Genomic DNA, 23,912 nt, shown 5'->3' with positions numbered 1-23,912 from the left:
AATCTCTCCGGTGCTTTGCTCAATGAAGCGAACTTGGAAGGAGCCAATTTGCAGGACGCCAACCTGACAAATACGAATTTTAGTGAGGCAATTCTGAGTGAAGCGAACTTGGAAGGAGCCCTCCTAGTTGGAACTATCTTTGAAGATGCAGAAATGCCAGGGAACGAAATCTTTTGAGTGGTTTGAGGTGAGATTTCGGTGCAATGAAAAGACTCAACTCTAGAGCCTCATTTGAGGAAAAAGTTTTAGAGGCAGGGAAAGTCTTGAGCATTCATCCATGTGATAACGATCCATCAACTCAATCTGGGTTTTTGTAAAAGTCTCTGGCCAAATTCCACTTTTTCCTTGGCGGATGTGGTTCTTTTTGATGCGATCTTCTTGGCCATTGGTTAACTTCTTGGCATCTTCTTCATTAAAAGCCTGCTTCATCGCTTGAAAATTGCTGGCTGTCAAAACTCCTTTTACTAGTTCGGTAGTCGGTTCCAATCCGATGAACTCAGCGACTCGGCTAATGCTCTTTTTGGGTTCACTGAGCAGTTCTTCGTAACTGATCCAAAGCAAATCTAGTGAGCCCAATTGATAGACTTCCCACCATGAATGGTACCATTCCCAGAATGAGCCTGACTCAACTCTGCCTGGAATCCACAGCTTGGTCAGGAAGTGATCCCAGCTACCGTTGTACTGAAAGCAGTGAGGCAGGTCGATGGTATGGTGATAGTGGCTGACAGCAGCATCCTTCGGGTTGCGCACAACAACGATTACCCGTGCACCATTCATGGCCTCACGTCTTGTTCCTCCTGTCCAAGGTGCCAGTTGGGCTGGAGCATGCGTTTTCAGTACTCGTCTGGGTGGACACCATTCAGACTCAAGCGAGATGTTGAGGCCATTCCAGCCGGTCTTCTCAGGATGCCACGATTCAAAAGCCTCTAATCCGTTGTCGGAAACCCATGCTTCCAGCCATGGAGACATGTCCATTGGTCTCCGCACTTTCGAACCATCCCCATCAGCCAGCAGAGTCAGTACGATCTGCTGCATCCAGGTTGTTCCACATTTTGGAAACGTTGTGATGACAATGTCACTGGATCGTAGGATGTGCTTTTCTCTCAACTCGTTTAGGACCTCTGTCTTGATGAACGGTGGATAAACAACTGCTTCATACATCATGGATTGATAATCCAGACTGAGATTTTCATGATTTTCTGATCCCATCGTTTTTGCTCAATCGATTGAGGTGGTTAAAACATCAAATGTTTTAGATAGTTGATACCAGTCCAGACACCTTGGTTTCCAGTTTTTTAAACAAGCAACGAACTGCTGCATTTGCTTAATTTCTCTGGTGGATTTGGAGATCATTTAGTGTCACTTAGCTTTTCAACCTTTCTGTAGACCCACAGCAATGCATTCCTATGCTCTTCCAAAGCACCGTGTTCTGGACTTCTATGCTGCTCTCAACACGGCTGACTCAAAATCAGTGACTAAAATCTTGAAGTCTCAGCTAGTTCCTGATTTTCAGTGGTATGGAGTTTATCCTTTCGATGAACAGCATGGGCCTGAAGCAGTGGCAGAAGCATTCTGGATCCCCTTCCTCAATTCTTGGAAGAATGTCCAGCGTCGGCAGGATATCTTTCTGGCTGGAACCAGTGAGATTGACCAGACGGAGTGGGTGGTCAGTATGGGGCACCTGATGGGATTGCTTGATCAGGACTGGCTAGGAATGCGAGCCACGAGGAAGTTGGCTTTCCTGCGCTATGCTGACTTTTACTGTGTTCAGGAGGGACAGTTGGTCAGAGGAGCCTTTTTCTGTGACCTGATCGGAGTAATGCACCAGTTGGGAATCTCTCCACTCCCTCTTCAGACTGGAGCCTCTTTTTTGTATCCCGGACCACGCAACCATGACGGGTTGTTGTTTGAGGATCAAGACAATGGAGAATCCAAGAAGACCTTGGATCTGGTCAATCGCATGATCGCAGATCTCACGGCACTGAACATTTCTGGAGATGACCTACCTCCACCGGAGTATCTTGCCAGAACCTGGCACGAAGATATGATTTGGTACGGCCCAGCCGGAATTGGAGCGACCTACACGATTCCACGCTACCAAGAGCAGCACCAATATCCGTTTCGTACTGGACTGCAAGGAAAGCGCTTCAATGGCCATCTTTGCCGGCTGGCTGAAGGAAACTATGCCAGCTTTTTTGGCTGGCCGAATTTGACGAATACAGCGGTTGGTGGATTCCTAGGGCTCCCAGCAAGTGAACGAGCCGCAGATATGCGAGTTGTCGATATCTACCGCAGAGAAGGAGACAAGCTGGCTGAAAACTGGGTGCTGATTGATTTGCCTTGGTGGCTCAAGCAGCAAGGAGTTGATATCTTGAAGAGAACAGAAAAGATTATTTACGCCTAAGAAATTTCCCCAATTGTGCTTGGTGTCTCTTCAACTAATTTGAAGTTTCAACTGGCCCCATATCTTTGGCTACCACAAACATCTTGAAATTACTTCAGTAGTAAAATTAATCAGCAAGTTTCCATCTTCATCATATTTTGGTTTAACCTCAGTCTGTATTTAGCCAAATGACAATCAGACCAATTGTGTCATCTGAAGCAGTCTCAGAGAATTTTTTGGAAAGGGGATATCTAGATGCCATTCCTATTCTTTCTCAAAATGCAGCACAAGAAATTTGGGGAGAGGTGAGTGGATCTTTGGAACTGAATGGTCCCAAGCGTTTCAAAACACACTTGCTCCTGCCCATCTTGGATGAAGTGGTGAAAAATACTAACATCATCCGCGTGGTTTTTAGTGTTCTAGGAACTGAGGATATTCTCGTTTGGTCCTCAGATTGGTGTATTAAGAAAGCCAACTCATCGGGCTTCTACAGTTGGCATCAAGATTCGACCTATGCTGGTATGGCTATTCCTGAGAAAGCAGTCACCGTATGGCTGGCATTAACGCCATCAACACTAGCATCAGGATGCTTATGTGTGGTTCCTGGATCACATAAATGGGGTCAATCTGCACATGAATTTAAGCCCTCAAATGAGAATATGTTAAGTCGTGGACAGCATATTGTTATCAGTGAGAAGATCGCTGATTTTACCAATGAGGCGGTAGATTTAAGATTGCAACCTGGCGAGATGAGCCTACACAGCTTTCAATCTGTTCATGCTAGTGGCCCGAACAAAACCGATTATCCAAGAATTGGTTTTGACATCCACTATTATGCTGCTGATTTACAACACGAATCTCACATTACTGAGAAAGAATCTGCAATACTAGTTTCTGGTGTCGAGCCAGAAAACTGCTCATTCATCATGGAATCTGCTCCAAATCAAGCAATGGGCGTTGAAGAAGTTTTAGAATGGGAGCGGGCAGTTGGTCGTGAAAATAAAAATTACTTTCAAGACAACCCTGTACGCCAGACATACCACAGATGAGTGAGTGAGGATTGCAATTTGGTTTGCTTCTAATTCTAACTATTTCCCTGGTAAACTTCGAGAATTTGATCAGTAAGAAAAGAAAGCGAAACTTCAACTCATGCAAATTGATGCTGAACCATCTACTCTTCAGTGTCTTCTTTCATTGGTAACACAAAAAGGATTCCTAAAGCTGCTACTGAACCTGTGATCAGCAACGTGTTAAGATCAAATGTTGCCCCCCCTAAGAACAGTAAAACAATAATTGCAAATAAAAAGTAAACTAGAATTTTGTACTTTGAATTCATGTTAATTCTTCAAGTAAATATCTTTTTGATTTCTCAAATAAGTTTCAAATTCAACTGTTGAACCACTCGTCTGTAATCTACATCCCAGACATGATGGGTTCAATGATTCAAAAATTTGTTAGAAATTTCAGTGATAAGTCCTCCCAGGTCAATCCTTAAGTATTGTTTGAAAACTCTTCTTAGGTTGAATGCAGCAAAGTGTCTAACCAAAACAACTTTTTTACTTTGGGGTAATTTTTTTGCTGAGCACCATGTATGACGAATTTTTGATTGAGAATCGCAGCATATCAATTGGCTATCCCTCTACTATTGAGCCATAAAATTGAAAAATGATTTTGAGCCAGCAGGCTCACGAGCATATCTTGGGGAACTTAGTGAGCTCGAACGTGCTCTTCTCTATCCATACAAGGCGCCTGAAGGTAGCTATTTGTTAGCGAAGGGAAGGCTGTTTCAACTCGATCAACGTGACTTAGAGGAGGGCAACCTAGTTCAGGCTGAACCTCTGCTTGTTGGAAGAACGCCCGTACTAGCTGTTGGTTCAAACCGCGCTCCATATCAACTACTCCACAAGTTTGGTTCGGAAGCAATCGTACCCGTCACATCAGCTCGATTGCATGATTGTGATGTGGTGCACACGGCATTGGTCAGCTACTACGGAGCAATACCTTGCACAGCTTTCCCATCATTGGGAACGATCATGGAGTTGAAGGTCGTTTGGCTGGATGAGCAACTCCTCCTCCACATGCACAAGACAGAGGGGATTGGGGTCGCTTATGACTACGTCGAAATGCAGGGGGTTGAACACCAATTAGTAGTCCCGACTGGTCCTGTTTTTGGCTATGCAGCCCGTGCGGGAGTATTGGCTTGGGAGGGGTCTCAGCCTGCAGGTCTTGCAGCCATTTCTGCTCAAGCCCGACAATTCAAGACGGTCAGCCAGGGAGAAGTCTTTCAACGCGTCTGCAAACTTGCCAACCTTACTGAAGCTTGCCCAGTTGAGCAGTTCATCACCACAATGCAGGCTGATAAAACCTTACGTGAGGAAGTGATCGGTCAACTCCAAGCACATGCTATTCAACCAGATCAACCACCCTGGCGAGTGATTCCGGTTTCAACGGACGGAATTGAGGATTACCTGTGAAGATTCAAAGTATTGGGAAGGCAAAGGCTGGAAGAGCCTGCACTGTGTGCTGGCTCGAAATTGTCTGTAAAGATGGCAGGTTATACTGGTGAGGCAGACATCTTTTTCTCTGGAACCGTAGGGCCGTAGTTTTTTTTGAATCTTGTGACCATCATGCTGACTTCATCCAAATGACTTGTGAACTTAACGCCGATTCCTTGGGGAATTTTTGCGTCACCTGCTGAGATCCAGATAACTTGAGCTGTGAGGTTGATCGGCTCAAGAAGCTTGAGATTCAGTTCCAGTTGCTGTCCGGCCTCGTACGGATGATCTGTGATCAAAAAGCACCCGGAGACAGAGATATCAAAAGTTTTGGCGTTGATTTGCTCTGTACCACCACTTTGCTGAATTTCTGCATCCAGCTGGAATGGAAAACGCTCCGCTTTGCTGTACTTCTCTTTGAATCGGTCCACCTGAGTTGTGATCTCCTTGAGATTGCTGATGAATCGAATGCCAATTCCTTTTGGAACATTCTCATTGCCAGGACAGACCCAGACCACTTCGGCTTGGAGATCAACTGGATCTATAAGCTTAATGTTGAGATCGATTTTCTGACCAGTTTGGTACTCTAAATCCGTAGTCAAGAAGCAACCCGAAACGGAAATATCAAAGGTTCTGGAACTGATTTTTTCCTCACCTCGCTCACTTTTTAGAAGGACATCCAGCTTGAAGGGAAAGCGTTCTGCAGATTCCCACCATCGCATCTTTGGATTGAAGTACGGAGCCATGATTTCTTTTCTGACCAAGTATACCAGAATAGCCAGGGCCCCGGTCAGTGAGTAGAGACTAGCTGAAAAATTGGTCACCACCTCGGAAGAGTAGGCAATGTAAAAGTTTACGAAGATGGTTGCTCCACAATAAAGCATGAAGCTGATCCAGCCAATTGCCTTGACTGAATGCACCGCAAGTCCAACCAGCGGTGATGAGAGAATGACCAACAATTTGAGTGGGCCATGCGGTAACGCAAGCAATTGCTCGATCAGCACGACCACGGACCAGTTCTGCCACTGCAAAGCTGTGGTTATATAGTATCCAATTGGGGCAAAGATCAACGCCCAGCCTACCAATTGTATGATCAATGGTTTTTTTACCTGGTTTCTGATCATGGCTGAATCTTTGTTTGAGGTGATTATAAATTATTGATTTTGAATCATCGAAGACTAGATTTTTGTCGTGAATAATCAAGGAGTAAAACACCCAAAATGAAACATTGATGGCACTATTTCTGTGCTTAGACGTTCATTCAATTGAAATTAGGTTGGGGTAATTTTGGTGGGCTGATTGGAAGAACTGATTGTGAGGAAAGATGAGCAGAGGGAGTTCGAACTCAACTTTCGCTATCCAGTACGATCCCTTCAGCAGGCAAACTGTATAATCAAATCAGCAAGTGACTTGTCATCGACGAAGACTCTCGTTGCATGAGTTCCTTTGAATTTGCCGTTGATTTCCAAGCGAAGTGTGGGAGCGTCCCGAAGTTGCGTTTTGGCATATTCCCACTTTGTCTGCCTAGAGATGTCTCGACAAGCAAATTGATCGGCCTCATTGATGTCCAGAATCCGAATACGGAGAACGGGCTGGTCAAGTTGTCTTTCTCGCCAGCCTCTCGGAAGTTCCTCGGAATCCATGATCTGCACATCACAGTATCCAAGGATAAAGCAGTCCTTGATTCTAGCCGAATCGAGTCTCACACTTTTTGCTGCCAGCCCGATCTGGGCCGTAAGAATGAATGTGATTCCAAGAAACAGTGCTTTCATCTCCGAACTTTTCCAACTCAAGGGGCTTCGTGGTATTCCATTTACAAAACTCCAGTTTTCTCAGGCTCAGGAATTCATAGCCTTCCAAAGAGCTTGGGGCCGAATGGGTAATTGCTCAAAGCGCACCCCAGTGACCTCTCGTACGGCGTTGGCAACCGCAGCTCCACCCGGAACAATCGGTGGCTCTCCCACGCCACGGATTCCTAAAGGACCCAGCGGAGAGGGATTTTCCACCAGCACCGCATCAACGAATACAGAATCATCCGCCCGTGGCATGGCATAATCGAGAAAATTCGAAGCCAATAACTGGCCTTGGGCATCGTAAGGCATTTCTTCCCAAAGCCCCCAGCCAAGCCCTTGCAACACGCCTCCTTGTACCTGACCCTCAATCAACATTGGGTTGATCGCAAAGCCCACATCTTGGACAGCAATGTAGTTTTTTGGGGTCACCTTTCCGGTTTCTGAATCAACCGCTACCTTGACAGCGTGAACAGCAACAGCAGGTGCATTTTCCTGGATGGAATTGCTGGATGTCGCAATCACCGGACCAGCTCCACCTTTGCGAGATTCAGCTTGCTTGGCCAATTTCGCTAACGAGATGGTTTTACTGGGCAGACCACTCACATGAACAGAACCATCCTCAAACACCAAATCCTGCTCGGATGCCTCAAAGTGTTCGGCAGCTAACTTGGCGAGCTGATCCTTGATGTTTCTAGTGGCACCAGAAATGGCTCCAGCTAGACTATAGCTGACCTGGCTACCACCACTTGGTGGAGCCACTGGACCAGCATGGGAATCAACCTGGATGATCTCTACTTTCGAGGGGTCAATGGAGAGAACTTCCGCAACAATCTGGACAAATCCACTGTTGATACCAGAAATATCCACGGATCCCACTTGCACCTGAACATTCCCATTGGGCAACATCCGGCAGACTGCAGATGCTGGTGACACACCACAAGGCCATAAGCCAACGGCAATACCCCAACCTTCGTTTTTATTGGTTTGGCGCTGCTGCCAGAGAGCACTCTCCTTGAGCGTAGTAAGACACTCTTTCAGTCCTAGGCTCGGCCATGGATTCCCATTACTCATCAAGTCACCGGAGCCAGCTGCATTCTGTAGGCGGAATTCCAGTGGATCCAGCTTTAGGCTGCGGGCCAGTTCATCCATGTGAGACTCCATGGCAAAACTAGCGGTCTGTGCGGTTGGGGCTCGGTAGGCTCCTGCCATAGGTTTGTGAGTGACAACTTCACGGCAATCAATTTTCAAGTGAGGTGTGCGATACCCACTGGCTAGCAGTTGGGCAAGTAGTCCACTCCACCAGGCAGCTGCAAAGACCCCATTGTCTACGTCAATCCTTGCTTGAATTGCGCAGATGGTTCCATCCTGCTTGACTCCCATCTTGAGCCAGACTTCGGCAGCAGGCGCCGGCATTGAAGTCATGAAGTCTTCCGTTCGAGTCAACTCCAATTTTACTGGAGCTTTCATCTCCAACGCTACCGCTGCAGCTAAGGGCTCCAACATTCCGTGCTTTCCACCAAAGCCCCCGCCGATCACCATTGGTATGACCTTTACCCTCGTATGAGGCAAATCAAGCAATCGAGACACATCATTGTGCACTGTTCTGGGACCCTGGGTGCTCGTATAAATTGTCATGATCCCCATCGGATCTGGACTGGCGATACAAACCTGAGGTTCCATGTAGCCCTGATGAACAATTCCAGTACGATAGTTGCGTTCCAACACTAGATCTGCTTCTGCGAATCCCTCTTCCACACTCCCCCTTGTGTACGAGTTCATGGAATGGACGTTGGGGGGAAGACTGCCTGAGTCAGTATCACCTTTCTCTACAGCTCCATGATCCCCACTGACATCTGATTCATCACGTGGGATTCCATTGGGCCACACGAGCGAGGCTCCTGGCTTGAGCGCGGTGGTAATATCAGCGACCACATCCAACTCTTCATAATCCACATCAACTGCAGAGGCTCCGTCCCAAGCTGCCTCGGGAGTTTCTCCGACAACTACAACAACGGGGTGACCCTGAAACATCACTTCATCGCGAGCCAACAGGGCTCCCACACGGGAGGCCGCTTTTTTTCTCCAGTGAGTCAAATCGCTAGCGTCAAGCACAGCACGAACTCCAGGCATCGCAAGGGCGGCTTCCTTGTCAATTGAAACAATACGTGCGTGGGCATGAGGACTTAGAACTGGCCGGAGATGCAGCATTCCGGGTAGCTGAAGATCTGCGGTGTAACGGGCTTGCCCCTTGAGTTTTTCGGGAGCGTCGATGGTCCCCCTGGGCTTGCCGATGTACTTGAACTGAGAAGGCGCACTTTTACCAGAAATGGGTTTGCTCATGCTTTGAACCTGTTGGAAGTAGTGAAGGTAAGTATTGATGTTAGCAGTATGAACAGCGGTGGATTGGGATGCAAGCAGAGAATCATGCCTATGTAGTTCTCAAGTATGACGAAGAGAGGTCACCTCTCCCCCAACTCTCCTCCCCAACTCAAATTAGCTTTGATAAACCATTGGTCATTGCACAAGGCGATATGGTTATAGTCCCTCGCCGTTAAAATTAAATTATGCCTAGGAGGATCCAATGGCTACAAAGAAAAAGCATGTTCCAAAGTTCAAGACCTTCACAGCTTTTCTGTCAAATTTTCGTGAGACCCTTCAAGAGAAAGTACGTCTGAAGCACGACGCTGCAGGACAACAATCCGTTAGCTGATCGCTACCCTGTCTCTCAAAGCAGCTGGACCAGCCTAATTCACTGGCTCCAAGCTGCCTCCTCTCAAGTTCTTTTACTTCTTAGAATTGATTCAAAAAATAGTTTCTCCAATCCCATGCTTTTGTGGTGCTTTTTCATAAAGTGACTTGGTTTCGGAGAGCCATTGAGAGAGTCGCTGCTTGCGATTTTCATTGCTGGGATGGGTAGACATAAATTCTGGACCGCTTTCGCCACCCGTCGCCTTGGCCATACGTTCCCAGACTTCAATCGCCTCTGCTGGATCATAACCAGCCTTGGCCATGTAGATTTGACCTATACGATCAGCATCGGTCTCGTCATCACGACTAAACTTACGCTCAAAGAAAGCTAATCCCATCGCACCGGCGGCTCCCCCAATCGTTGCGAGAGCCTTGCACTCCTGCGACTCACAGTAGAATTCTGCGGCCAGCACTGCGATTCCAGCCACTGCAGCGGTCGCTAGCTGATTTTCGATAGCTTGTGCGTAACCATTCATTCCATGACGGCGAGTGGCGTGAGCAACTTCATGACCGATCACTGCCGCCAAAGCCCCCTCGGTCTTGAGGACTGGAAGGATCCCCGTGTAGACCGCCATCTTGCCTCCTGGCATACACCAAGCGTTGAGTTCAGAGCTCTCGATCAGTTCGATCTCCCAGTCAAAAGGCTCACCAGAAGCTTTCGCAATCCGCATTCCCACACGCTTGACCATTTCTACCAAGCGCTGGTCCTGGGAAAGCTTCGATTCTGCGATGACTTGCCGATAAGACTTGTTGGCTTCCAGATTGATACGCTTTTCATCGACGGTGTCCGGAGCCAAGGTCCGCACTACTTTCCCGGAACAGCCAACCAACATTAGGCCGGTGATCAATCCGATGATCAGTCTCTTCCACATTTTTATTTTTCTCTAAATGGGGAGCAAAAGTGAGGATAAATTAGTGATTTCTAAAACTAAGACAAATTCATTCACATGACAAGATTTGGGCTGAGGAATTTAAGATCGTAGACAGTTCTTTTTGCCAATAGGAAACCCTCCTGCAATGGAAGATTTAGTTAGAGAGTAGGTTCAGGTCTAGGTGCAAACCTGGGTTCCAAGTAACTCAAACCAATTGCTAGAATGTAAATCTGTTCAAAAGTGAGCAACGAACCACTAGAGCCTTCATCACAAGATTTACAGTTCATAGACGCAATCACTCGTCTTGATTATTGGATGCAGATGAATTCATAAGCTTTTGCTACTTGCCTGATAGAATTGACCATCAGCCTGTATTTCTAAGATATTTTTATTGGGAAAAATTGGATTAGCTGAATGAATACCTGTACTTTGTCTGATTTCCTGAGGGCCGAGCTTTAACATTGCCTGAGTGTTGTTAGGAAATTGCCAAATATTCAACTTAGATAGCTTTGGAAGGGTTTTTGCTTGATGCAGAATTATCTTCTTTCTCTTCTGAAAAAGATTTGTCTTATCAATAGTAAGCAACTGAGAACTCTATGAAGACGATAATGCTTTGTGCCGCTCTGCTGATCTTGGGAATGCAGTCTGGATGCACTAAAACCTGTTCGGAAAAGCATTGGTTTGATGGACGAGCTTTCAGCGAGTGTGTAAGGCTTGGGAATCGATGAAACTAGTTTTATTATGTGCTGGACTACTACTGCTGGGGATGCAGTCTGGATGTACAAAGAGTTGCACAGAAAAGCACTGGTTTGACGGCCGAGCCTTTACGGAATGTGTTCGGATTGCTGATAAAATAGACTGGACAAAACGCTTGTAGATAAACAACGGAACTCAAGTACTTTAGGTATGGAGTAGGCCTGAGTTACTAGTTAAGCCGGACCATTTCAACCACCTTCTGAGACCAAATTAAATTTCAGAAGTCATCCAACTTCCGCATCATATTTTTCTTAAGGTCCTCTCAAGTCTCCCTCAGATTTCATCTCAATCTCGACACCAACAAATAGCTCTGTTGTGACGAGTCAGGGCCCATTTATAATGTTTTGAAGCCTCAGTACTCACAGGGTTCATCCTGCATCTGCAAATGTAGACTCTCACCTGCAAACGGATTTGCCCTAGCCAACTCTTCATCGACCTCAATGCCCAATCCAGGAGCTTGTGGAGCTCGAACAAAGCCTCCTTCGACTTGGATGGAGTTTCGGATCAATTGCTGATGAAAGGACGTCTCAATTGTCTCGGCGATCAGTAGATTGGGAATCGATACACCAAGCTGAATATTTGCTGCCCACTCGACAGGTCCTGCGTAGAGGTGAGGAGCAAGCTGGGCGTTGAAGACTTCGGCAATCGCAGAGAGTTTCCTGGCTTCCCAGATTCCTCCCACACGACCCAGCGCAGGTTGCAGAATCGAAGCTCCTCCTGAACGCAGCAGAGTGCCAAACTCAGCTTTGGTGCAAAGGCGTTCCCCAGTAGCCACAGGAATCCTGATCACCTTGGCGACCTCGGCAAATTCCAGGAGATTGTCTGGTGGAATCGGTTCCTCGAACCACAAGGGTCGATATGGTTCCAGCTCCTGTCCCAATCGGATAGCCCCAGCGGTTGTGAACTGTCCGTGCGTGCCAAAGAGCAGGTCCGCCCGATCCCCTACCGTTTCTCGCAAAACTCTACAAAACTCCACAGATCGAGAGAGATCAGCGAGTGCTGGCATGTGCCCCCCACACATCGTGTACGGACCAGCGGGGTCAAACTTGATTGCGGTGTAGCCTTGATTCACTAAGGCCAATGCGCTCTCTGCGGACATCTCTGGGGAATGCCAGAAGGCTTCTTGATCGTGATGGGGCAGTGGATACAGGTAGCTGTAGACACGCACTCGCTCGTTGAACATTCCTCCCAACAGGGCCCAAACCGGTCGATCTCGGTGCTTCCCGAGGATATCCCAACAGGCGATCTCCAGCCCGGAAAATGCTCCCATCACCGTCAGATCCGGTCGTTGCGTGAATCCGGAAGAATAGGTACGCCGAAAGAGCCGCTCAAGGTTCTCAGGATCCTCATCGACAAAGTAGCGCTCAAAGACATCGTGAATCACCGCTGTCATCACCTTCGGTCCAACACTGGAAGCATAGCACTCGCCCCAGCCCGTGATGCCGTTGTTGGTCGTCAGCTTGGTCAGGATCCAGTAGCGACCACCCCAAGCAGGAGGTGGTGGTGCCGTGATGATTAGGTCCAGATCAATCAGTTTCATCGCCTTAGCCTTTGTCGAAGAGGATCACGTTGCGTCGAGCATTCCCGGACTTGGTATCGGCAATCGCCTCATTGATCTGCTCGAATCGCCAGCGTCCAGAGATCAATTCATCCAGCTTGAGCCGTTCCTGCTGGTAAAGATCAACCATCCAGGGGATATCCCGCTGAATCACTACGTTGCCCATCTTGGAACCCACCATGCCCTGGCTGATGGAAGCCATCGTTCCCGGATCATACGTTGAAAGATCTCCGGTTTTGGGCATGCCAACCAGCACGATCTGCCCTCCTTTAGCGAGGTAGTGTGCTGCGCTGTCGTAGGTCCTCGCGTTGCCCACAGTGACAAAGACCGCATCAGCGCCTCTGCCTAAGGCTTGTTTCGCTTGTAACCAGGGTTCATTCTCAGTTGCCAAAACAAGGTCAGTCGCTCCAAACTCATGAGCAATCTCCAGCTTGGTTGGATTCAGATCAACCGTGACGATGCGACGGGCTCCGGCAATTAGCGCTCCCTGGATCGCATTCAGACCAACTCCTCCGGCGCCAATCACCACAACATCCTGTCCAGCTCGAAGTTGAGCAGAATGTACCACGGCCCCGACTCCAGTGATTACCCCACAAGCCAGCAGACAAGCGACCTCAAAGGAGAGCATCTTGGGAATCCGGACCAATTGACTGGGATCAACTACAACCTTCTCAGCAAAGGCCCCACAGGCCATCCCTTGGTGCAGAGACTGACCTTCCCCGTTCGTCAATGGACTGAGTGGATGACCAGGCTCTTCACAGATCGTAGGATGACCGGATGCGCAGCTGAGGCAGTGTCCACAACTGCGGATTAGGGTCACCACCACGTGATCACCTACTGTGACTCTCCTGACAGCAGCTCCTACTTCAGTCACCACCCCTGCAGCTTCATGGCCATAGACGGCTGGAAGGTCACCACCCCAGGCCCCCTCGGCAAAGGCAATATCCGAATGACAAATCGCCACTGCCCCCAACTGGATTTCTACTTCGTTGGGAAGAGGTGCTCGCAGCTCGACGGTTTCAATCTGGAGAGGTTTGGCAAATTGATGACAAACAGCACCTTGGACCTGGGACATGAGAACACTTCAGCAGCAAGGAAGGACCACCTGACGGATGCGTTGAGGTCCTGTAGTTGGCAGTGGAATGGAGGAATCGGAGAGTATTCTGAAGGATCGGTGGGCTTTGGCAAGTTCTACAGGGCGTGGCTCCGGTTGGAGCAGATGCAAAAGTCTGCCGTTCAACAGTTTTTGGATTTGCTGCCATCTGGGAGGGTTGCACTACACAGCAGGGCTTGTTGAAGCTGTTCCCCACTGACTTTAGCTTTAGATTTGATTTAGATTTGGGAAGACTCAACTGCCTGCATCCAACATTGATGCAGGATACAATCAGGCAAGAAGTCAGGACTGCTTGTTGAGGGAGTAGCTTCTAGGACTGATCGGATAGAATTGTAACTCAGGTGAGAAAGACCTGAGCGTACTGCTCACGGAGGATGTTTTTCTGGACCTTGCCCATCGTGTTGCGGGGGAGTTCTGGGAGGACAAAAAGCTGCTTGGGTTGCTTGAAGCGCGCGATCATCGGCTTCAAGGTCTCGACAATCTGCTCCACGTCTAGGGTACAGCCAGCCTGAGGGACCAGCACCCCCACGACGCCCTCTCCAAAGTCTGGATGGGGTACCCCAATCACTGTGCTCTCCAACACTCCTTCCTGTTCATCAAGCAGTAGCTCGATCTCTTTGGGATAAATGTTGTAGCCTCCAGAGATGATCAGGTCCCTCGAACGCCCCACGATCTGAACGTAGCCAACCTCGTCGAGCTGTCCCAGGTCTCCCGTGAGGAAGAAGCCATCTTCACGGAACTCTTCTGCGGTTTTCTCAGGCATCTTCCAATAGCCAATGAACACGTTCGGTCCACGGACTTCAATCATCCCAATCTCACCTGCTGGGGTTGGAGTGGCGGTTTCTGGCTCGGTGATGCGGACCTCCACACCAGGAAGTGGATGCCCAACGGTTCCAGCCCGGCGTTCAGTCTCATAGGGGTTTGAGGTGATCATGTTGGTCTCGGTCATCCCATAGCGTTCCAGGATACGGTGTCCGGTGCGTTCTTCAAAAGCCAGGTGAGTTTCGGTAAGCAAGGGAGCGCTGCCTGAAATGAACAGTCGCATATGCTGCACAAGTTCGCGATTCAACCGAGGCTCATCCAACAAGCGGGTGTAGAAGGTCGGGACCCCCATCATCGTGGTGGCCTTGGGGAGGTGTTCAATGGCCTGCTGGGCTTTGAAGCTCGACAGGAAGATCATCGAAGAACCTGCGAGGAACGTGACATTGGATGCGACAAAGAGCCCATGCGTGTGAAAGATCGGCAGGGCGTGGAAGAGCACATCACTCGATGTGAAGCACCAGGTCTGGACCAGGGCTTCTGCATTTGAGAGCAGGTTGCCCTGTGTCAGCATTGCTCCCTTGGAGCGACCAGTGGTTCCTGAGGTGTAAAGAAACGCCGCTAGGTCATCGATGGAACGCTCAATGGTCTGGAAGTTCTTTGGGAGTTTGGCTGAGTGTTCTGCAAAGCTGCCTCCTCCGATAGCATCCAGTGTTTCGAGTTGGGCGCCATGGTTCTCACAGATTGACTGCAGACCCTCCTGACGCTTGGGGTCACAGATCACCAGCTTGGGTTGAGCATCTCCGACGAAGTAGTCCACTTCAGCCGGTGTGTAGCCCGTATTGAGGGGCACCATCACCGAGCCGCTCTGGATGCAGGCCGCATAGATCGCCAGGGCCTCTGCAGACTTTGGTACCTGTAGGACAACCCGATCTCCTGGCTGAACGCCAATCTCAACCAAGGCATTCGCGAAACGAGAAGCTGTTTCTAGAAACGCTCGATAGCTGAGACGTGAGCCATTTTCTAGAATCATCAACAGGGCGTCACTGTCTCGATGTCTTTCAAAGAAACTGTAGTAGAGCGGGTTGGTCATCGGGGTTCTCGGCTGGAATCTCGAAAATCAGAAATCAGTTGCAAACCTTCTCCCAGTTCGGGAGATGGGAGATCATCGCAGACAGTGGTTGAGGGTTTTGCTGAGCGCAAAAATATGGAGGGATGTTTGGGCAGTTCAAAAAGAGCATAGTGAAGTCGTTGCTTCTGAATGCTGACACTGTGAATGGTAAATTTTCAGGATGCCCTAAGCGCCTTGATCACAGCATCGGTACAGGTGGTAGTGGAAGCAGTCCCTCCAAGATCCTTGGTTCGGGCTTCTGGGCCAGAGGTCAGCACGGTTTCCATGGCGGCTTCACAGGCTTGGGCGGCCTCACTTTCACCGAGATGATCCAGCATCATCGCCAGGGTCCAGATGGTGGCAATGGGGTTGGCAATGCCCTGACCCGCAATGTCTGGTGCGGAACCATGAACAGGTTCAAACATCGAGGGATAGGTCCCCTGCGGATTGATGTTCGCCGAGGGAGCGATGCCGATCGAACCCGCAATTGCTGGACCGAGGTCACTGAGGATGTCCCCGAACAGGTTGGAACCCACAACGACATCAAACCAGTCCGGATGGAGGACAAAGTGGGCGGTGAGGATGTCAATGTGAAACTGGTTCACCTCGATTTCTGGATATTCGCTGGAAATGGCTTTTACTCGTTCATCCCAAAAAGGCATCGAGTGAATGATGCCATTGGACTTGGTGGCTGAAGTCAGCTTGCCAGCCCGTTTTTTCGCAAGGTCGAAGGCATAGTGCAGAATCCGATCGGTTCCATGACGGGTGAAGATGGACTCCTGCAGGACAATCTCCTGCTCAGTTCCAGCATAGATCCGTCCTCCTGATTCTGAATACTCTCCCTCACAATTCTCTCGGACAATCACAAAATCAATGTCTTCAGGACCCCGCCCAGCCAGTGGAGACTGGATGCCCTTGAGCAGACGAACAGGGCGGATGTTGACAAACTGGTCAAAGTGGCGACGAATCGGAATCAACAAGCCCCAGAGCGAGACATGATCTGGGACACTTGGCCAGCCAACGGCTCCGAGAAAGATTGCGTCAAAGGACTGCAATTGCTCGAGGCCATCCTTGGGCATCATGGTCCCTGTGTTCATGTAGGTTTGGCAGGACCAGTCGAAGTGCTTGAATTCGATGCTGAAGCCAAAACGCTTGGCGAGCACCTCGGCAACTTGAATTCCAGCTGGGATGACTTCCTGACCAATGCCGTCCCCTGGAATGGAAGCAATGCGATAGTGTGACATAAGGTATTTTTTAGAGTAGTGAGTTAGCTTTTGGCTTATTCTGCAATAATCTTCTGGATCAAGTCCTCGGGGATGTCATCAAAGGACGCATAGTTCAGCGAATAGAGTCGTGCATAGAGTCCCCCGAGTTCAAGAAGCTCTTGATGATTTCCTGTCTCAATGATGCATCCGTCCTGGAGAACAATGATCTTATCAGCCTTGCGGATGGTTGCCAGTCGATGTGCGATGATCACTGCGGTACGGTTTTCCAACAAGCGGTTGAGAGCTTCCTGCAAGAGTTTTTCACTCTGGGAATCGATGGAGGCAGTCGCTTCATCCAGAATCAGCAAGGGACTATTGGCGACCAGCGCCCGAGCGAAGGAGATCAACTGTCGTTGCCCCAGTGACAGGTTGGAACCACGCTCCTCAATCATCGTCTCATAGCCTTTGGGCAGGCGAGAGATAAATTCATGAGCGCCGACAATCTTGGAAGCTTCAATCACTTCTTCGTTGGTAGCCGTGGTTTTGTTGTAGCGAATGTTCTCCAAGATCGTGGTTGAAAATAGGTAGGGGTCCTGGAGAACCATTGCGATTTGGTCGCTAAGGCACTGCTGAGTCAGGCTACGGGTGTCATGTCCCCCAATCAGGACTCTTCCCTCGTAGCTGTCGTAGAAACGGTGGATCAGCGAAGCAATTGAGGATTTGCCACAACCGGTTGGCCCAACCAGCGCTACCGTCTGACCAGCGGGAATCTCCAGGTTGATGTCGTGCAAGACTGGATAGTTGGGATTGTAGCCAAAAGTGATTTTTTCAAATCGTACCGACCCATCAGAGCGTCCGATCTCCTTCGCATCTGGTCGGTCTTCGATTCCAATTGGCACATCCAGCACTTCAAAAATCCGCTCTCCGGAGGCCATCGCTCGCAAGAAGGCGTTGTAGTGCAGGGTGAGGGCACGAATTGGATCAAAGAAGCGCTGCACATACAGGATGTAAGCGATCATCACTCCAGCAGTCAATTCTCCCTGAAGCACGAGGTTCCCCCCGACCAAAGCAATGATACCCAGGGCCAGTCCCGTTAGCGTATCTACGGTGGGCAACATCAACTGGGCGATGGCGGCAGCTCGGACGGTAGAACGGAAGTGGTCGTTGGCCTTGGTTTCATAGAGGTTGCGATTGACTCGCTCTCGGGTCATTCCCTGAACCACGCGGATTCCTCGGATGTTTTCACACATCGTCGCGGTGACGATCGAAGAAGTGATTCGAGCCCGAGCGAAGGCCTTGCGGGCGTGTGGTAACCAATATACCCGAATGATCAACAGCACTGGCATCAAGGCTAGGGTCATTGCTCCCAAGCGCAGATCCATCGCCAGCAACACGAAGATGATGCCAATTAGTAGAACCAGATCACCAATCGCATAGACCAGGGCCTCGAGGAATTCCTGCAAAGCTCCGACATCTCCTTGTAGACGGGACATCAGACGCCCAGTTTCGGTCTTGTCCATGAAAGAAAGAGACACTCGCTGGAGGTGTTCAAACATTCCCCGGCGCATATCAAAGAGTAGACGTTGGGCAACCCTGGACACTATCCATTCGCTGCAGAACTGGCTACTGAAGTTGACCACAACTACTCCAGCAAACAGTAGAACCCCTAGCTCCAGGGAATCCAAATTCTCAAAGTAGGTCAACTGACCGTCGAGCGCTTTTTGAATAATCAGGGGGAAGAGAACCTGCGTCAGGGTAAAGATCATCAGCGCACTGATCGCCAGGATCACCCAGCGACGGTAGGGCTGCATGAAACCCAGGAAACGCTTAGTAACCTCATGATTGAAGCCGGCTCCAAACATGTCTTCTTCACTCACCTCGGGAGGTGGAGCCGCTGCTCCAGGAGGTAAAGGATTCTGAGCAAGATAGCGGTTCATCCACAGTAGCGCTTTTTGGCTCATAGTATCCACTCAGTCCAGGGTTTGTAGTTCATAGAGCCGCGCATAGTTGCCCTGCTGCTTCATCAGTTCTTCGTGATTCCCTTTCTCGATAATTCTTCCCTCTTCCATGTAGACAATCTGGTCTGCATGCATCAGCGAGGCGACTCGGTGGGAGATGATGATGGTCAACCGCTCATCGGCACCCGGCTTGAGAGCTTCACGAATCTTCTTCTCTGTCCCGGCATCGACTGCAGAGGTAGAGTCGTCGAGTACAAGGATCCGAGTTCCAAGCAATAGAGATCGTGAGATGTTCAACCGCTGTCGCTGCCCTCCAGAGAGCGCCAGGCCGCGTTCACCGATCAACGTGTCGTATTCCTTTGGCAACTTAGCGATGTGTTCGTGTAGTTGGGCTCGCTCTGCTGCAGAGACTACATCTGGTTTAGCTGCCCAGGGATCTCCGTAGAGTACATTGTTGCTGACGGACGAGGTGAACAGGAAGGTGTCCTGCTGAACAAGGCTGATGGATTTTCGGAGAGATTTCAGGGAGTACTCTCTCAAGGAATGACCGTTGTAGAAAATATCTCCCCGGGTTGGTTCATGAAAGCGGGGAATCAACTGCACCAGGGTACTCTTGCCACAGCCTTGTGGACCAACAATTCCAAGAGTCTGGCCAGGTTGGAGTTTCAAAGAAATATCATGAATGACTTCTGGCTGATTTTCTCCCGGATAGTGAAAAGAGACATTGCGAAATTCCAAGGCTCTGAGTTCTTTCATCTCCAGCAAAGTGTTTGGTTCCTGAACATACTCTGCAGAATCCAACACTCGAAACAGGCGCTCTCCACAGGAACTGGCTCGTGAAAAGGAGTTGATCAACATCCCAATCTGTCGGACTGGTTGCTGAAGAATCGTCATGAAGGCGAGAAAGGCAGTGAGCATCCCCAGGCTGATTTCTCCATCACGAACTTGCTGTCCACCAAACCAAAGAACCAGCGTCATCGAGATGAGAAAAGCCAGCGACATCATCGAGTCGTTGGAGGTGCGGATAAAAATTTGTCGGTCAAACAATTCCAGCGCCTTGGCTGCGGCTTCGTCATATTTCTTCAACTCATGGTCCCGCGCATGAAAAGCGCGCACGACTCTGATTCCGTTCAGGTTCTCATCCATCACCTTGGTCAACAGCGAGAGACGATCTTGAATCTGCAGCCAGTTTTTTCGGAGTCCTAGGCTCGAGAGTGTTCCTCGCCAAACTAGAAAAGGCACAAAGGTCAAAGATATCATGGTCAGAAAGGGATTGGCGCCCAGCATCAGGGTCAGACCCCCACCCAGTAGCGTTAGCAGAAAGAAGATTCTCAGTAGGCCTGTGTTGATGAAAATACGGATGCCTTCGATATCCAGAATTCCCAAGGTGATCAGATCACCTGTGTGAACATGATCGTGATAGCCGAAGGAGAGTTTGGAGAGTTGCTCAAAATATTTCATTCGCAATTCGTAGCCCATGTGCTGGCCAATGGCTTCTCCTAGGAAAGAATGGAGAAAACCAAAAATACCGCGCACTGATGCGATTGCGAAGAGAACTGAGGCGGTCCAGTAGAGTGGGCTCAGGTCCACAGAAGAATTTGTGTTGACTGCCTCAAAGAGTGCGCTGGCTTGATCAACTGCCTGGCCCAGAAACTCTGGAATCATCAGCTGTAGCCCTGCTCCTGTTACAACTGCAAAGATCGCAATCGATAACTGGAGAGGATTCTTCAACGAAAGCTGCAACACCCGATAGATGATGCGAACAAATGAATAGGGATCTGAGAAAACAGAATTCACGAGGCTAGAAGGGATTAGAGGCTCAAGTGGCAGTCTGGTGCGACTGATTCGAGGAAGTGGGTTGCGCGTTCTTGCTTGAGGGATGGCGAATACGTGGACATTGCACCTGGATGATCTGCAGGCTAAAACGACATTGCTTCCAACTTTAATGCATCAGAATTACACCTTTTTACAGATTTAGTCTACAATATTTTAATGAGCTTCAAGGAATCACAGTGGTGAACCCGCGATAATCAACGTACTACTTTCTTCTGATGTAGAGAAAAAGAGTGAATAGTTTTAATCTGCCTTCATCCAAATACCCCAGAGTCCACAAATATTTAGAATTTCAGTCCAAATTGCTGATCTAAAGCGTTTGCCAATGCTTCGAGTCGATCTGTAGTGATGGGTTGAAGTGGAGGCCGTAGATTCCCCCAGGAAGTTTGCCCAGACTGACGCGCCAGCAAGGCTTTTTGAGCAGGAATGGGTGCATATTCCTGAAAAAGTTTGCGAATCGCACAGACACTCTCGTGCTTCACTTCAGCGTTGTCCCACTCCCCAGCGTGGCAGAGGGCAATCACTTCTGCGATCCGGGCGCTGTTGAGGTTGGCCGTTGCGGAGATACAGCCTGGTGCGCCAAGTCGAATTGCTTCGATCACTGGCAACTCAGCTCCGGGATAGACAATCAATCCTTCAATCCCCAGCAAGGCCTTGGTGTTTTCCCAGTCTCCTGAGCTGTCCTTAATTCCCACAATCACCTCTGGAAATTCCTCGTGTAATTGACGAACCAAGGGAATCGACAAACCTACGCCACTGACTTGAGGGATGTGGTAGAGGTAGATCTTCAGGCGTTCATCGCTGATGCTGTCAATCAAACGAACAAAGTAGTCATGCAGACCCTGGTCGCTCATGCCCTTATAGTAAAAGGGGGGTAGTGTCATCACCCTGGCACAGCCCAGTTCGATGGCATGTCGGCACAACTCCACCGTATCTGGTAAGTTGCAGAGTCCAGTTCCGGGAATCAGTACAGACGGGTCAACTCCAGCTTCAACCAAACCCTCCAAGGCTGTTTTACGCTCAGCCGAACTGACGGATAACGCCTCGCCTGTTGTACCAAAGGGCGCCAGTCCAGCGCAGCCATTGCTCAGGAGTTGATGAGCGAGTGCACTGAATTTTTCCTGATCAACTGCAAGCTGGTTGTTAAAAGGAGTGAGGATTGGAGCGATGAGTCCTTTGATCATGTTCGGCCTTTCAGTGGAGTATTTATTACTGCAAAAAATCTGTTCTATCTTTCATGTTTGCTTCTTTTTCAAGCCAAGATGCCTTTAAACAGATTTCGCTGAGCCAGCAGTCTGGGAACAACAAAATCTAGGAATGCTCTCACCCTTGCGGATCGTTTCAAGTCCACATGAATGAGCAACCAGAGTTGATGTTTCGCATCAAATGGCTCTCCTACCCTCCGCATCTCCGTATCAAGATCTCCCACAAAGCATGGAAGGAGACCTTGGGTAGCTGAATTTTTAAGTGCCATCAACATTCCTGCTACTCCCTGAATCTGCATAACTTTTCTTTCAACCATAGCTTCTTGCTGCTTCAGAATGACATGGTTTCTCTCCAAACCCATGTGATGTAGCCAGGGCAGGTCTGTACCTTTCGTGCTTTTCGAAGCGTAGCGACACCAGGCGATGTCAGCGAGATTGCGACCGACCGCGGTTTCCAGAGGTTGACATGTGAAGCGAAACGCCACATCCGTATTTCTTTCTAAATCTAACAACCCATCATCCGGTAACAAAATCACCCGAATATTTTCAAATTGCCCCGAGAAGTCCACGAGGTGAGGAGTCATTAATGAGACCATTGCCTGGGGGAGAGTGATGCGGACCTCTCCTGTAGCTTGTTGATCATGACCCACCACTGCTCGAAAAGCAGTAAAGATTGATTCCTCTATCTCTTCAGCGTGTGAAAGCAATTGCTCTCCTGCACTCGTGAGCCGATATCCCCTAGGGCCTTTTTCAAATAAGGAAAGCTCGAAGCTTTCTTCAAAGGATTTGAGTCGACGATGCAGGGTCGCCACATTCGAGCCAAGTTCAGCCGCAGCAGCAGTGAGGGTTCCTAACTTGGCAACAGCCAGAAATAGCTTCAGATCATCCCATTGATTCATTTTTCATTTTTGAAAAACAGATTTGATAAATTGGCTACTTTTATTTCAAAAATAGAGGCTTAGAATAGAACTTCTTTTTATAGATTCAACACACAAATCCTTTGAAAATTTGTTGTTGGTTCGTCAATCAAGATTCAGGAGCAATGGAATGAAGAAGAAGCTATTTTTGTCGTTGGCTATGCTTGGGTTCGTCTATACCAGTGGAATTACGATGGCCCAAGCATCCAGCCGTTATCAACTAGACGTGGTGCACTCAACTGTTGGTTTTGCAGTCAAGCATATGCTCTTCAGTACAGTGCGTGGCAAATTCAACGATGTCCAAGCTGCTGCACAAATCGATGAACAAACTGGGAGTTTGCGTTCAGTGAACGCTGAGATCTCTGTTGCCTCTGTCGACACTGATAACGCAAAGCGGGATGGGCATTTAAGAAGTGATGATTTCTTCAACGCTGAGCGTTATCCGACAATCACTTTTGAGAGCACAAGCATTGAGCCTAAGGATAACGGAAATTACCGGGTGGATGGAATCTTGACGATTCGGGATGTGAGCAAGCCGATTACCCTTGAAGGACAACTATTGGGGAAGATGCCAGGTCGGGTAGCCTTTGAGGCAGCAGGTCAGATCAATCGACAAGATTTCAATGTCACTTGGAACAAAGCACTACAGGCTGCAGGTGGATTGATGGTGTCTGATGAGGTGGATCTGAACATTGAGGTTGCGCTGTATGTTCCCCAAGGTTGAGGAAAACACCTTTTAGCAAAAGGGTTTTAACTAAATTATCTGAGGCAAGCGGATCAAATGACTTTTCCAATAATCCATCCTCACAACTACCAAACTGTAGAATCAAGTGTCATCAGAACCAATAATTGCTCAAGATTCCCCTTTTGCAGTCGAATTGGAGCAAGGGAAAAAGTATGCATGGTGTTCTTGCGGACTTTCTAGCAAGCAACCTTTCTGCGATGGATCTCACAAGCCGACTGCTTTTTCGCCAAAAGTTTTTACTGCAGAAGAATCCAAAACCTTTTACTTGTGTGGCTGCAAAAGAACTGGAGAATCCCCCTTCTGTGATGGGACACACAATATTTTGGGCTAGCCTTCCTTTGAGAGTAATAGTTTGATTGAGTTGGACGCGAACGATCTAGTTGGTTATGGAAGGATGAAAATTTATCAGATGAACTGCAAAGAAGAGATCTTGCAAAAAGTCTCAGTCTGAAGATGGAAG

General features: G+C 48.8%; 24 protein-coding genes. 9 read left to right on the top strand and 15 right to left on the bottom strand.

Annotated elements, in window-relative coordinates:
• Positions 1-177: pentapeptide repeat-containing protein (locus P8O70_21885; protein MDG2199494.1), on the top strand; the 177-nt coding region annotated here is incomplete at its 5' end.
• 42 nt (positions 178-219) lie between these two features.
• On the opposite strand, the gene P8O70_21880 is transcribed toward P8O70_21885, so the two are convergent.
• On the bottom strand, positions 220-1,209 hold the full coding sequence (locus tag P8O70_21880; protein MDG2199493.1) for a sulfotransferase domain-containing protein: 990 nt from the start codon (positions 1,207-1,209) through the stop codon (positions 220-222).
• A gap of 187 nt (positions 1,210-1,396) precedes the next feature.
• Between P8O70_21880 and P8O70_21875 the strand changes: the two genes are divergently transcribed.
• A complete protein-coding gene (locus P8O70_21875) occupies positions 1,397-2,404 on the top strand; it encodes a nuclear transport factor 2 family protein (GenBank protein MDG2199492.1) in 1,008 nt (335 codons plus the stop codon).
• A 185-nt stretch (positions 2,405-2,589) separates the two neighbouring features.
• Positions 2,590-3,432 (top strand): phytanoyl-CoA dioxygenase family protein, encoded by an 843-nt coding sequence (locus P8O70_21870; GenBank protein MDG2199491.1) that lies wholly within the window; start codon positions 2,590-2,592, stop codon positions 3,430-3,432.
• Between the two features lie 122 nt (positions 3,433-3,554).
• On the opposite strand, the gene P8O70_21865 is transcribed toward P8O70_21870, so the two are convergent.
• The gene (locus tag P8O70_21865; protein MDG2199490.1) at positions 3,555-3,719 is read right to left on the bottom strand and encodes a hypothetical protein; all 165 of its coding nucleotides are present in this window, start codon (positions 3,717-3,719) and stop codon (positions 3,555-3,557) included.
• A gap of 322 nt (positions 3,720-4,041) precedes the next feature.
• Here P8O70_21865 and P8O70_21860 point away from each other — a divergent pair, with 322 nt between their 5' ends.
• Entirely contained in the window at positions 4,042-4,857 is an 816-nt protein-coding gene (locus P8O70_21860) for a hypothetical protein (GenBank protein MDG2199489.1), read from the top strand.
• A gap of 80 nt (positions 4,858-4,937) precedes the next feature.
• Here P8O70_21860 and P8O70_21855 read toward each other — a convergent pair whose 3' ends face one another.
• The 3 genes from P8O70_21855 to P8O70_21845 form a co-directional block, all read right to left on the bottom strand.
• Positions 4,938-6,002, bottom strand: a complete 1,065-nt coding sequence (locus P8O70_21855) for a PilZ domain-containing protein (protein MDG2199488.1) — start codon at positions 6,000-6,002, stop codon at positions 4,938-4,940.
• Between the two features lie 249 nt (positions 6,003-6,251).
• Positions 6,252-6,650 carry a hypothetical protein gene (locus P8O70_21850; protein ID MDG2199487.1) on the bottom strand — a complete coding sequence of 133 codons (399 nt, stop codon included), beginning with the start codon at positions 6,648-6,650 and terminating at the stop codon, positions 6,252-6,254.
• Between the two features lie 66 nt (positions 6,651-6,716).
• Positions 6,717-9,011 carry a xanthine dehydrogenase family protein molybdopterin-binding subunit gene (locus P8O70_21845; protein MDG2199486.1) on the bottom strand — a complete coding sequence of 765 codons (2,295 nt, stop codon included), beginning with the start codon at positions 9,009-9,011 and terminating at the stop codon, positions 6,717-6,719.
• Positions 9,012-9,252: 241 nt separating this feature from the next.
• Between P8O70_21845 and P8O70_21840 the strand changes: the two genes are divergently transcribed.
• Positions 9,253-9,381, top strand: a complete 129-nt coding sequence (locus P8O70_21840) for a hypothetical protein (protein ID MDG2199485.1) — start codon at positions 9,253-9,255, stop codon at positions 9,379-9,381.
• Positions 9,382-9,472: 91 nt separating this feature from the next.
• Here the strand turns inward: P8O70_21840 and P8O70_21835 are convergent, their stop codons facing one another.
• Together P8O70_21835 and P8O70_21830 are read right to left on the bottom strand one after the other, a co-directional pair.
• Positions 9,473-10,291 (bottom strand): M48 family metallopeptidase, encoded by an 819-nt coding sequence (locus P8O70_21835; GenBank protein MDG2199484.1) that lies wholly within the window; start codon positions 10,289-10,291, stop codon positions 9,473-9,475.
• 327 nt (positions 10,292-10,618) lie between these two features.
• Complete coding sequence (locus P8O70_21830) at positions 10,619-10,876, bottom strand: hypothetical protein (protein MDG2199483.1); 258 nt, start codon at positions 10,874-10,876, stop codon at positions 10,619-10,621.
• 139 nt (positions 10,877-11,015) lie between these two features.
• Here P8O70_21830 and P8O70_21825 point away from each other — a divergent pair, with 139 nt between their 5' ends.
• A complete protein-coding gene (locus P8O70_21825; GenBank protein ID MDG2199482.1) occupies positions 11,016-11,168 on the top strand; it encodes a hypothetical protein in 153 nt (50 codons plus the stop codon).
• A gap of 231 nt (positions 11,169-11,399) precedes the next feature.
• Here P8O70_21825 and P8O70_21820 read toward each other — a convergent pair whose 3' ends face one another.
• Positions 11,400-12,587, bottom strand: coding sequence for a mandelate racemase/muconate lactonizing enzyme family protein (locus tag P8O70_21820; protein ID MDG2199481.1), 1,188 nt, complete (start codon positions 12,585-12,587; stop codon positions 11,400-11,402).
• 4 nt (positions 12,588-12,591) lie between these two features.
• Positions 12,592-13,680 (bottom strand): Zn-dependent alcohol dehydrogenase, encoded by a 1,089-nt coding sequence (locus P8O70_21815; protein ID MDG2199480.1) that lies wholly within the window; start codon positions 13,678-13,680, stop codon positions 12,592-12,594.
• Here P8O70_21815 and P8O70_21810 point away from each other — a divergent pair.
• Positions 13,651-13,902 (top strand): hypothetical protein, encoded by a 252-nt coding sequence (locus tag P8O70_21810; GenBank protein ID MDG2199479.1) that lies wholly within the window; start codon positions 13,651-13,653, stop codon positions 13,900-13,902. The genes P8O70_21815 and P8O70_21810 overlap by 30 nt on opposite strands.
• 154 nt (positions 13,903-14,056) lie before the next feature.
• Here P8O70_21810 and P8O70_21805 read toward each other — a convergent pair whose 3' ends face one another.
• The 6 genes from P8O70_21805 to P8O70_21780 all read right to left on the bottom strand — a co-directional run bounded on the left by P8O70_21805 (position 14,057) and on the right by P8O70_21780 (position 22,689).
• A complete protein-coding gene (locus tag P8O70_21805; GenBank protein ID MDG2199478.1) occupies positions 14,057-15,571 on the bottom strand; it encodes a malonyl-CoA synthase in 1,515 nt (504 codons plus the stop codon).
• A gap of 194 nt (positions 15,572-15,765) precedes the next feature.
• The gene (locus tag P8O70_21800; GenBank protein ID MDG2199477.1) at positions 15,766-16,833 is read right to left on the bottom strand and encodes a tartrate dehydrogenase; all 1,068 of its coding nucleotides are present in this window, start codon (positions 16,831-16,833) and stop codon (positions 15,766-15,768) included.
• A gap of 35 nt (positions 16,834-16,868) precedes the next feature.
• Positions 16,869-18,755, bottom strand: coding sequence for an ABC transporter ATP-binding protein (locus tag P8O70_21795; GenBank protein ID MDG2199476.1), 1,887 nt, complete (start codon positions 18,753-18,755; stop codon positions 16,869-16,871).
• Positions 18,756-18,764: 9 nt separating this feature from the next.
• Entirely contained in the window at positions 18,765-20,549 is a 1,785-nt protein-coding gene (locus tag P8O70_21790) for an ABC transporter ATP-binding protein (GenBank protein MDG2199475.1), read from the bottom strand.
• A 320-nt stretch (positions 20,550-20,869) separates the two neighbouring features.
• Complete coding sequence (locus P8O70_21785; GenBank protein MDG2199474.1) at positions 20,870-21,769, bottom strand: dihydrodipicolinate synthase family protein; 900 nt, start codon at positions 21,767-21,769, stop codon at positions 20,870-20,872.
• A gap of 68 nt (positions 21,770-21,837) precedes the next feature.
• Positions 21,838-22,689 (bottom strand): LysR family transcriptional regulator, encoded by an 852-nt coding sequence (locus P8O70_21780; GenBank protein MDG2199473.1) that lies wholly within the window; start codon positions 22,687-22,689, stop codon positions 21,838-21,840.
• 148 nt (positions 22,690-22,837) lie between these two features.
• On the opposite strand from P8O70_21780, the gene P8O70_21775 reads away from it, so the two are divergent.
• Positions 22,838-23,431, top strand: coding sequence for a YceI family protein (locus P8O70_21775; protein ID MDG2199472.1), 594 nt, complete (start codon positions 22,838-22,840; stop codon positions 23,429-23,431).
• Positions 23,432-23,537: 106 nt separating this feature from the next.
• On the top strand, positions 23,538-23,783 hold the full coding sequence (locus tag P8O70_21770; GenBank protein ID MDG2199471.1) for a CDGSH iron-sulfur domain-containing protein: 246 nt from the start codon (positions 23,538-23,540) through the stop codon (positions 23,781-23,783).
• Positions 23,784-23,912: the final 129 nt, after the last annotated feature.

This window comes from SAR324 cluster bacterium (assembly GCA_029245725.1).
Lineage (GTDB): Bacteria > SAR324 > SAR324 > SAR324 > NAC60-12 > JCVI-SCAAA005.
This window is presented reverse-complemented; position numbering and strand designations above follow the sequence as displayed.

What these genes read in the sequence shown, in the direction of transcription:
- P8O70_21840 (MDG2199485.1), top strand. Translation starts at nt 9,253, where the DNA reads ATGGCTACAAAGAAAAAGCATGTTCCAAAGTTCAAGACCTTCACAGCT.
- P8O70_21875 (MDG2199492.1), top strand. Translation starts at nt 1,397, where the DNA reads ATGCATTCCTATGCTCTTCCAAAGCACCGTGTTCTGGACTTCTATGCT.
- P8O70_21855 (MDG2199488.1), bottom strand. Translation starts at nt 6,002, where the DNA reads ATGATCAGAAACCAGGTAAAAAAACCATTGATCATACAATTGGTAGGC.
- P8O70_21820 (MDG2199481.1), bottom strand. Translation starts at nt 12,587, where the DNA reads ATGAAACTGATTGATCTGGACCTAATCATCACGGCACCACCACCTCCT.
- P8O70_21825 (MDG2199482.1), top strand. Translation starts at nt 11,016, where the DNA reads ATGAAACTAGTTTTATTATGTGCTGGACTACTACTGCTGGGGATGCAG.
- P8O70_21805 (MDG2199478.1), bottom strand. Translation starts at nt 15,571, where the DNA reads ATGACCAACCCGCTCTACTACAGTTTCTTTGAAAGACATCGAGACAGT.
- P8O70_21785 (MDG2199474.1), bottom strand. Translation starts at nt 21,769, where the DNA reads ATGATCAAAGGACTCATCGCTCCAATCCTCACTCCTTTTAACAACCAG.
- P8O70_21845 (MDG2199486.1), bottom strand. Translation starts at nt 9,011, where the DNA reads ATGAGCAAACCCATTTCTGGTAAAAGTGCGCCTTCTCAGTTCAAGTAC.
- P8O70_21815 (MDG2199480.1), bottom strand. Translation starts at nt 13,680, where the DNA reads ATGTCCCAGGTCCAAGGTGCTGTTTGTCATCAATTTGCCAAACCTCTC.
- P8O70_21835 (MDG2199484.1), bottom strand. Translation starts at nt 10,291, where the DNA reads ATGTGGAAGAGACTGATCATCGGATTGATCACCGGCCTAATGTTGGTT.
- P8O70_21775 (MDG2199472.1), top strand. Translation starts at nt 22,838, where the DNA reads ATGAAGAAGAAGCTATTTTTGTCGTTGGCTATGCTTGGGTTCGTCTAT.
- P8O70_21795 (MDG2199476.1), bottom strand. Translation starts at nt 18,755, where the DNA reads ATGAGCCAAAAAGCGCTACTGTGGATGAACCGCTATCTTGCTCAGAAT.
- P8O70_21800 (MDG2199477.1), bottom strand. Translation starts at nt 16,833, where the DNA reads ATGTCACACTATCGCATTGCTTCCATTCCAGGGGACGGCATTGGTCAG.
- P8O70_21865 (MDG2199490.1), bottom strand. Translation starts at nt 3,719, where the DNA reads ATGAATTCAAAGTACAAAATTCTAGTTTACTTTTTATTTGCAATTATT.
- P8O70_21780 (MDG2199473.1), bottom strand. Translation starts at nt 22,689, where the DNA reads ATGAATCAATGGGATGATCTGAAGCTATTTCTGGCTGTTGCCAAGTTA.
- P8O70_21850 (MDG2199487.1), bottom strand. Translation starts at nt 6,650, where the DNA reads ATGAAAGCACTGTTTCTTGGAATCACATTCATTCTTACGGCCCAGATC.
- P8O70_21810 (MDG2199479.1), top strand. Translation starts at nt 13,651, where the DNA reads ATGACAAACAGCACCTTGGACCTGGGACATGAGAACACTTCAGCAGCA.
- P8O70_21880 (MDG2199493.1), bottom strand. Translation starts at nt 1,209, where the DNA reads ATGGGATCAGAAAATCATGAAAATCTCAGTCTGGATTATCAATCCATG.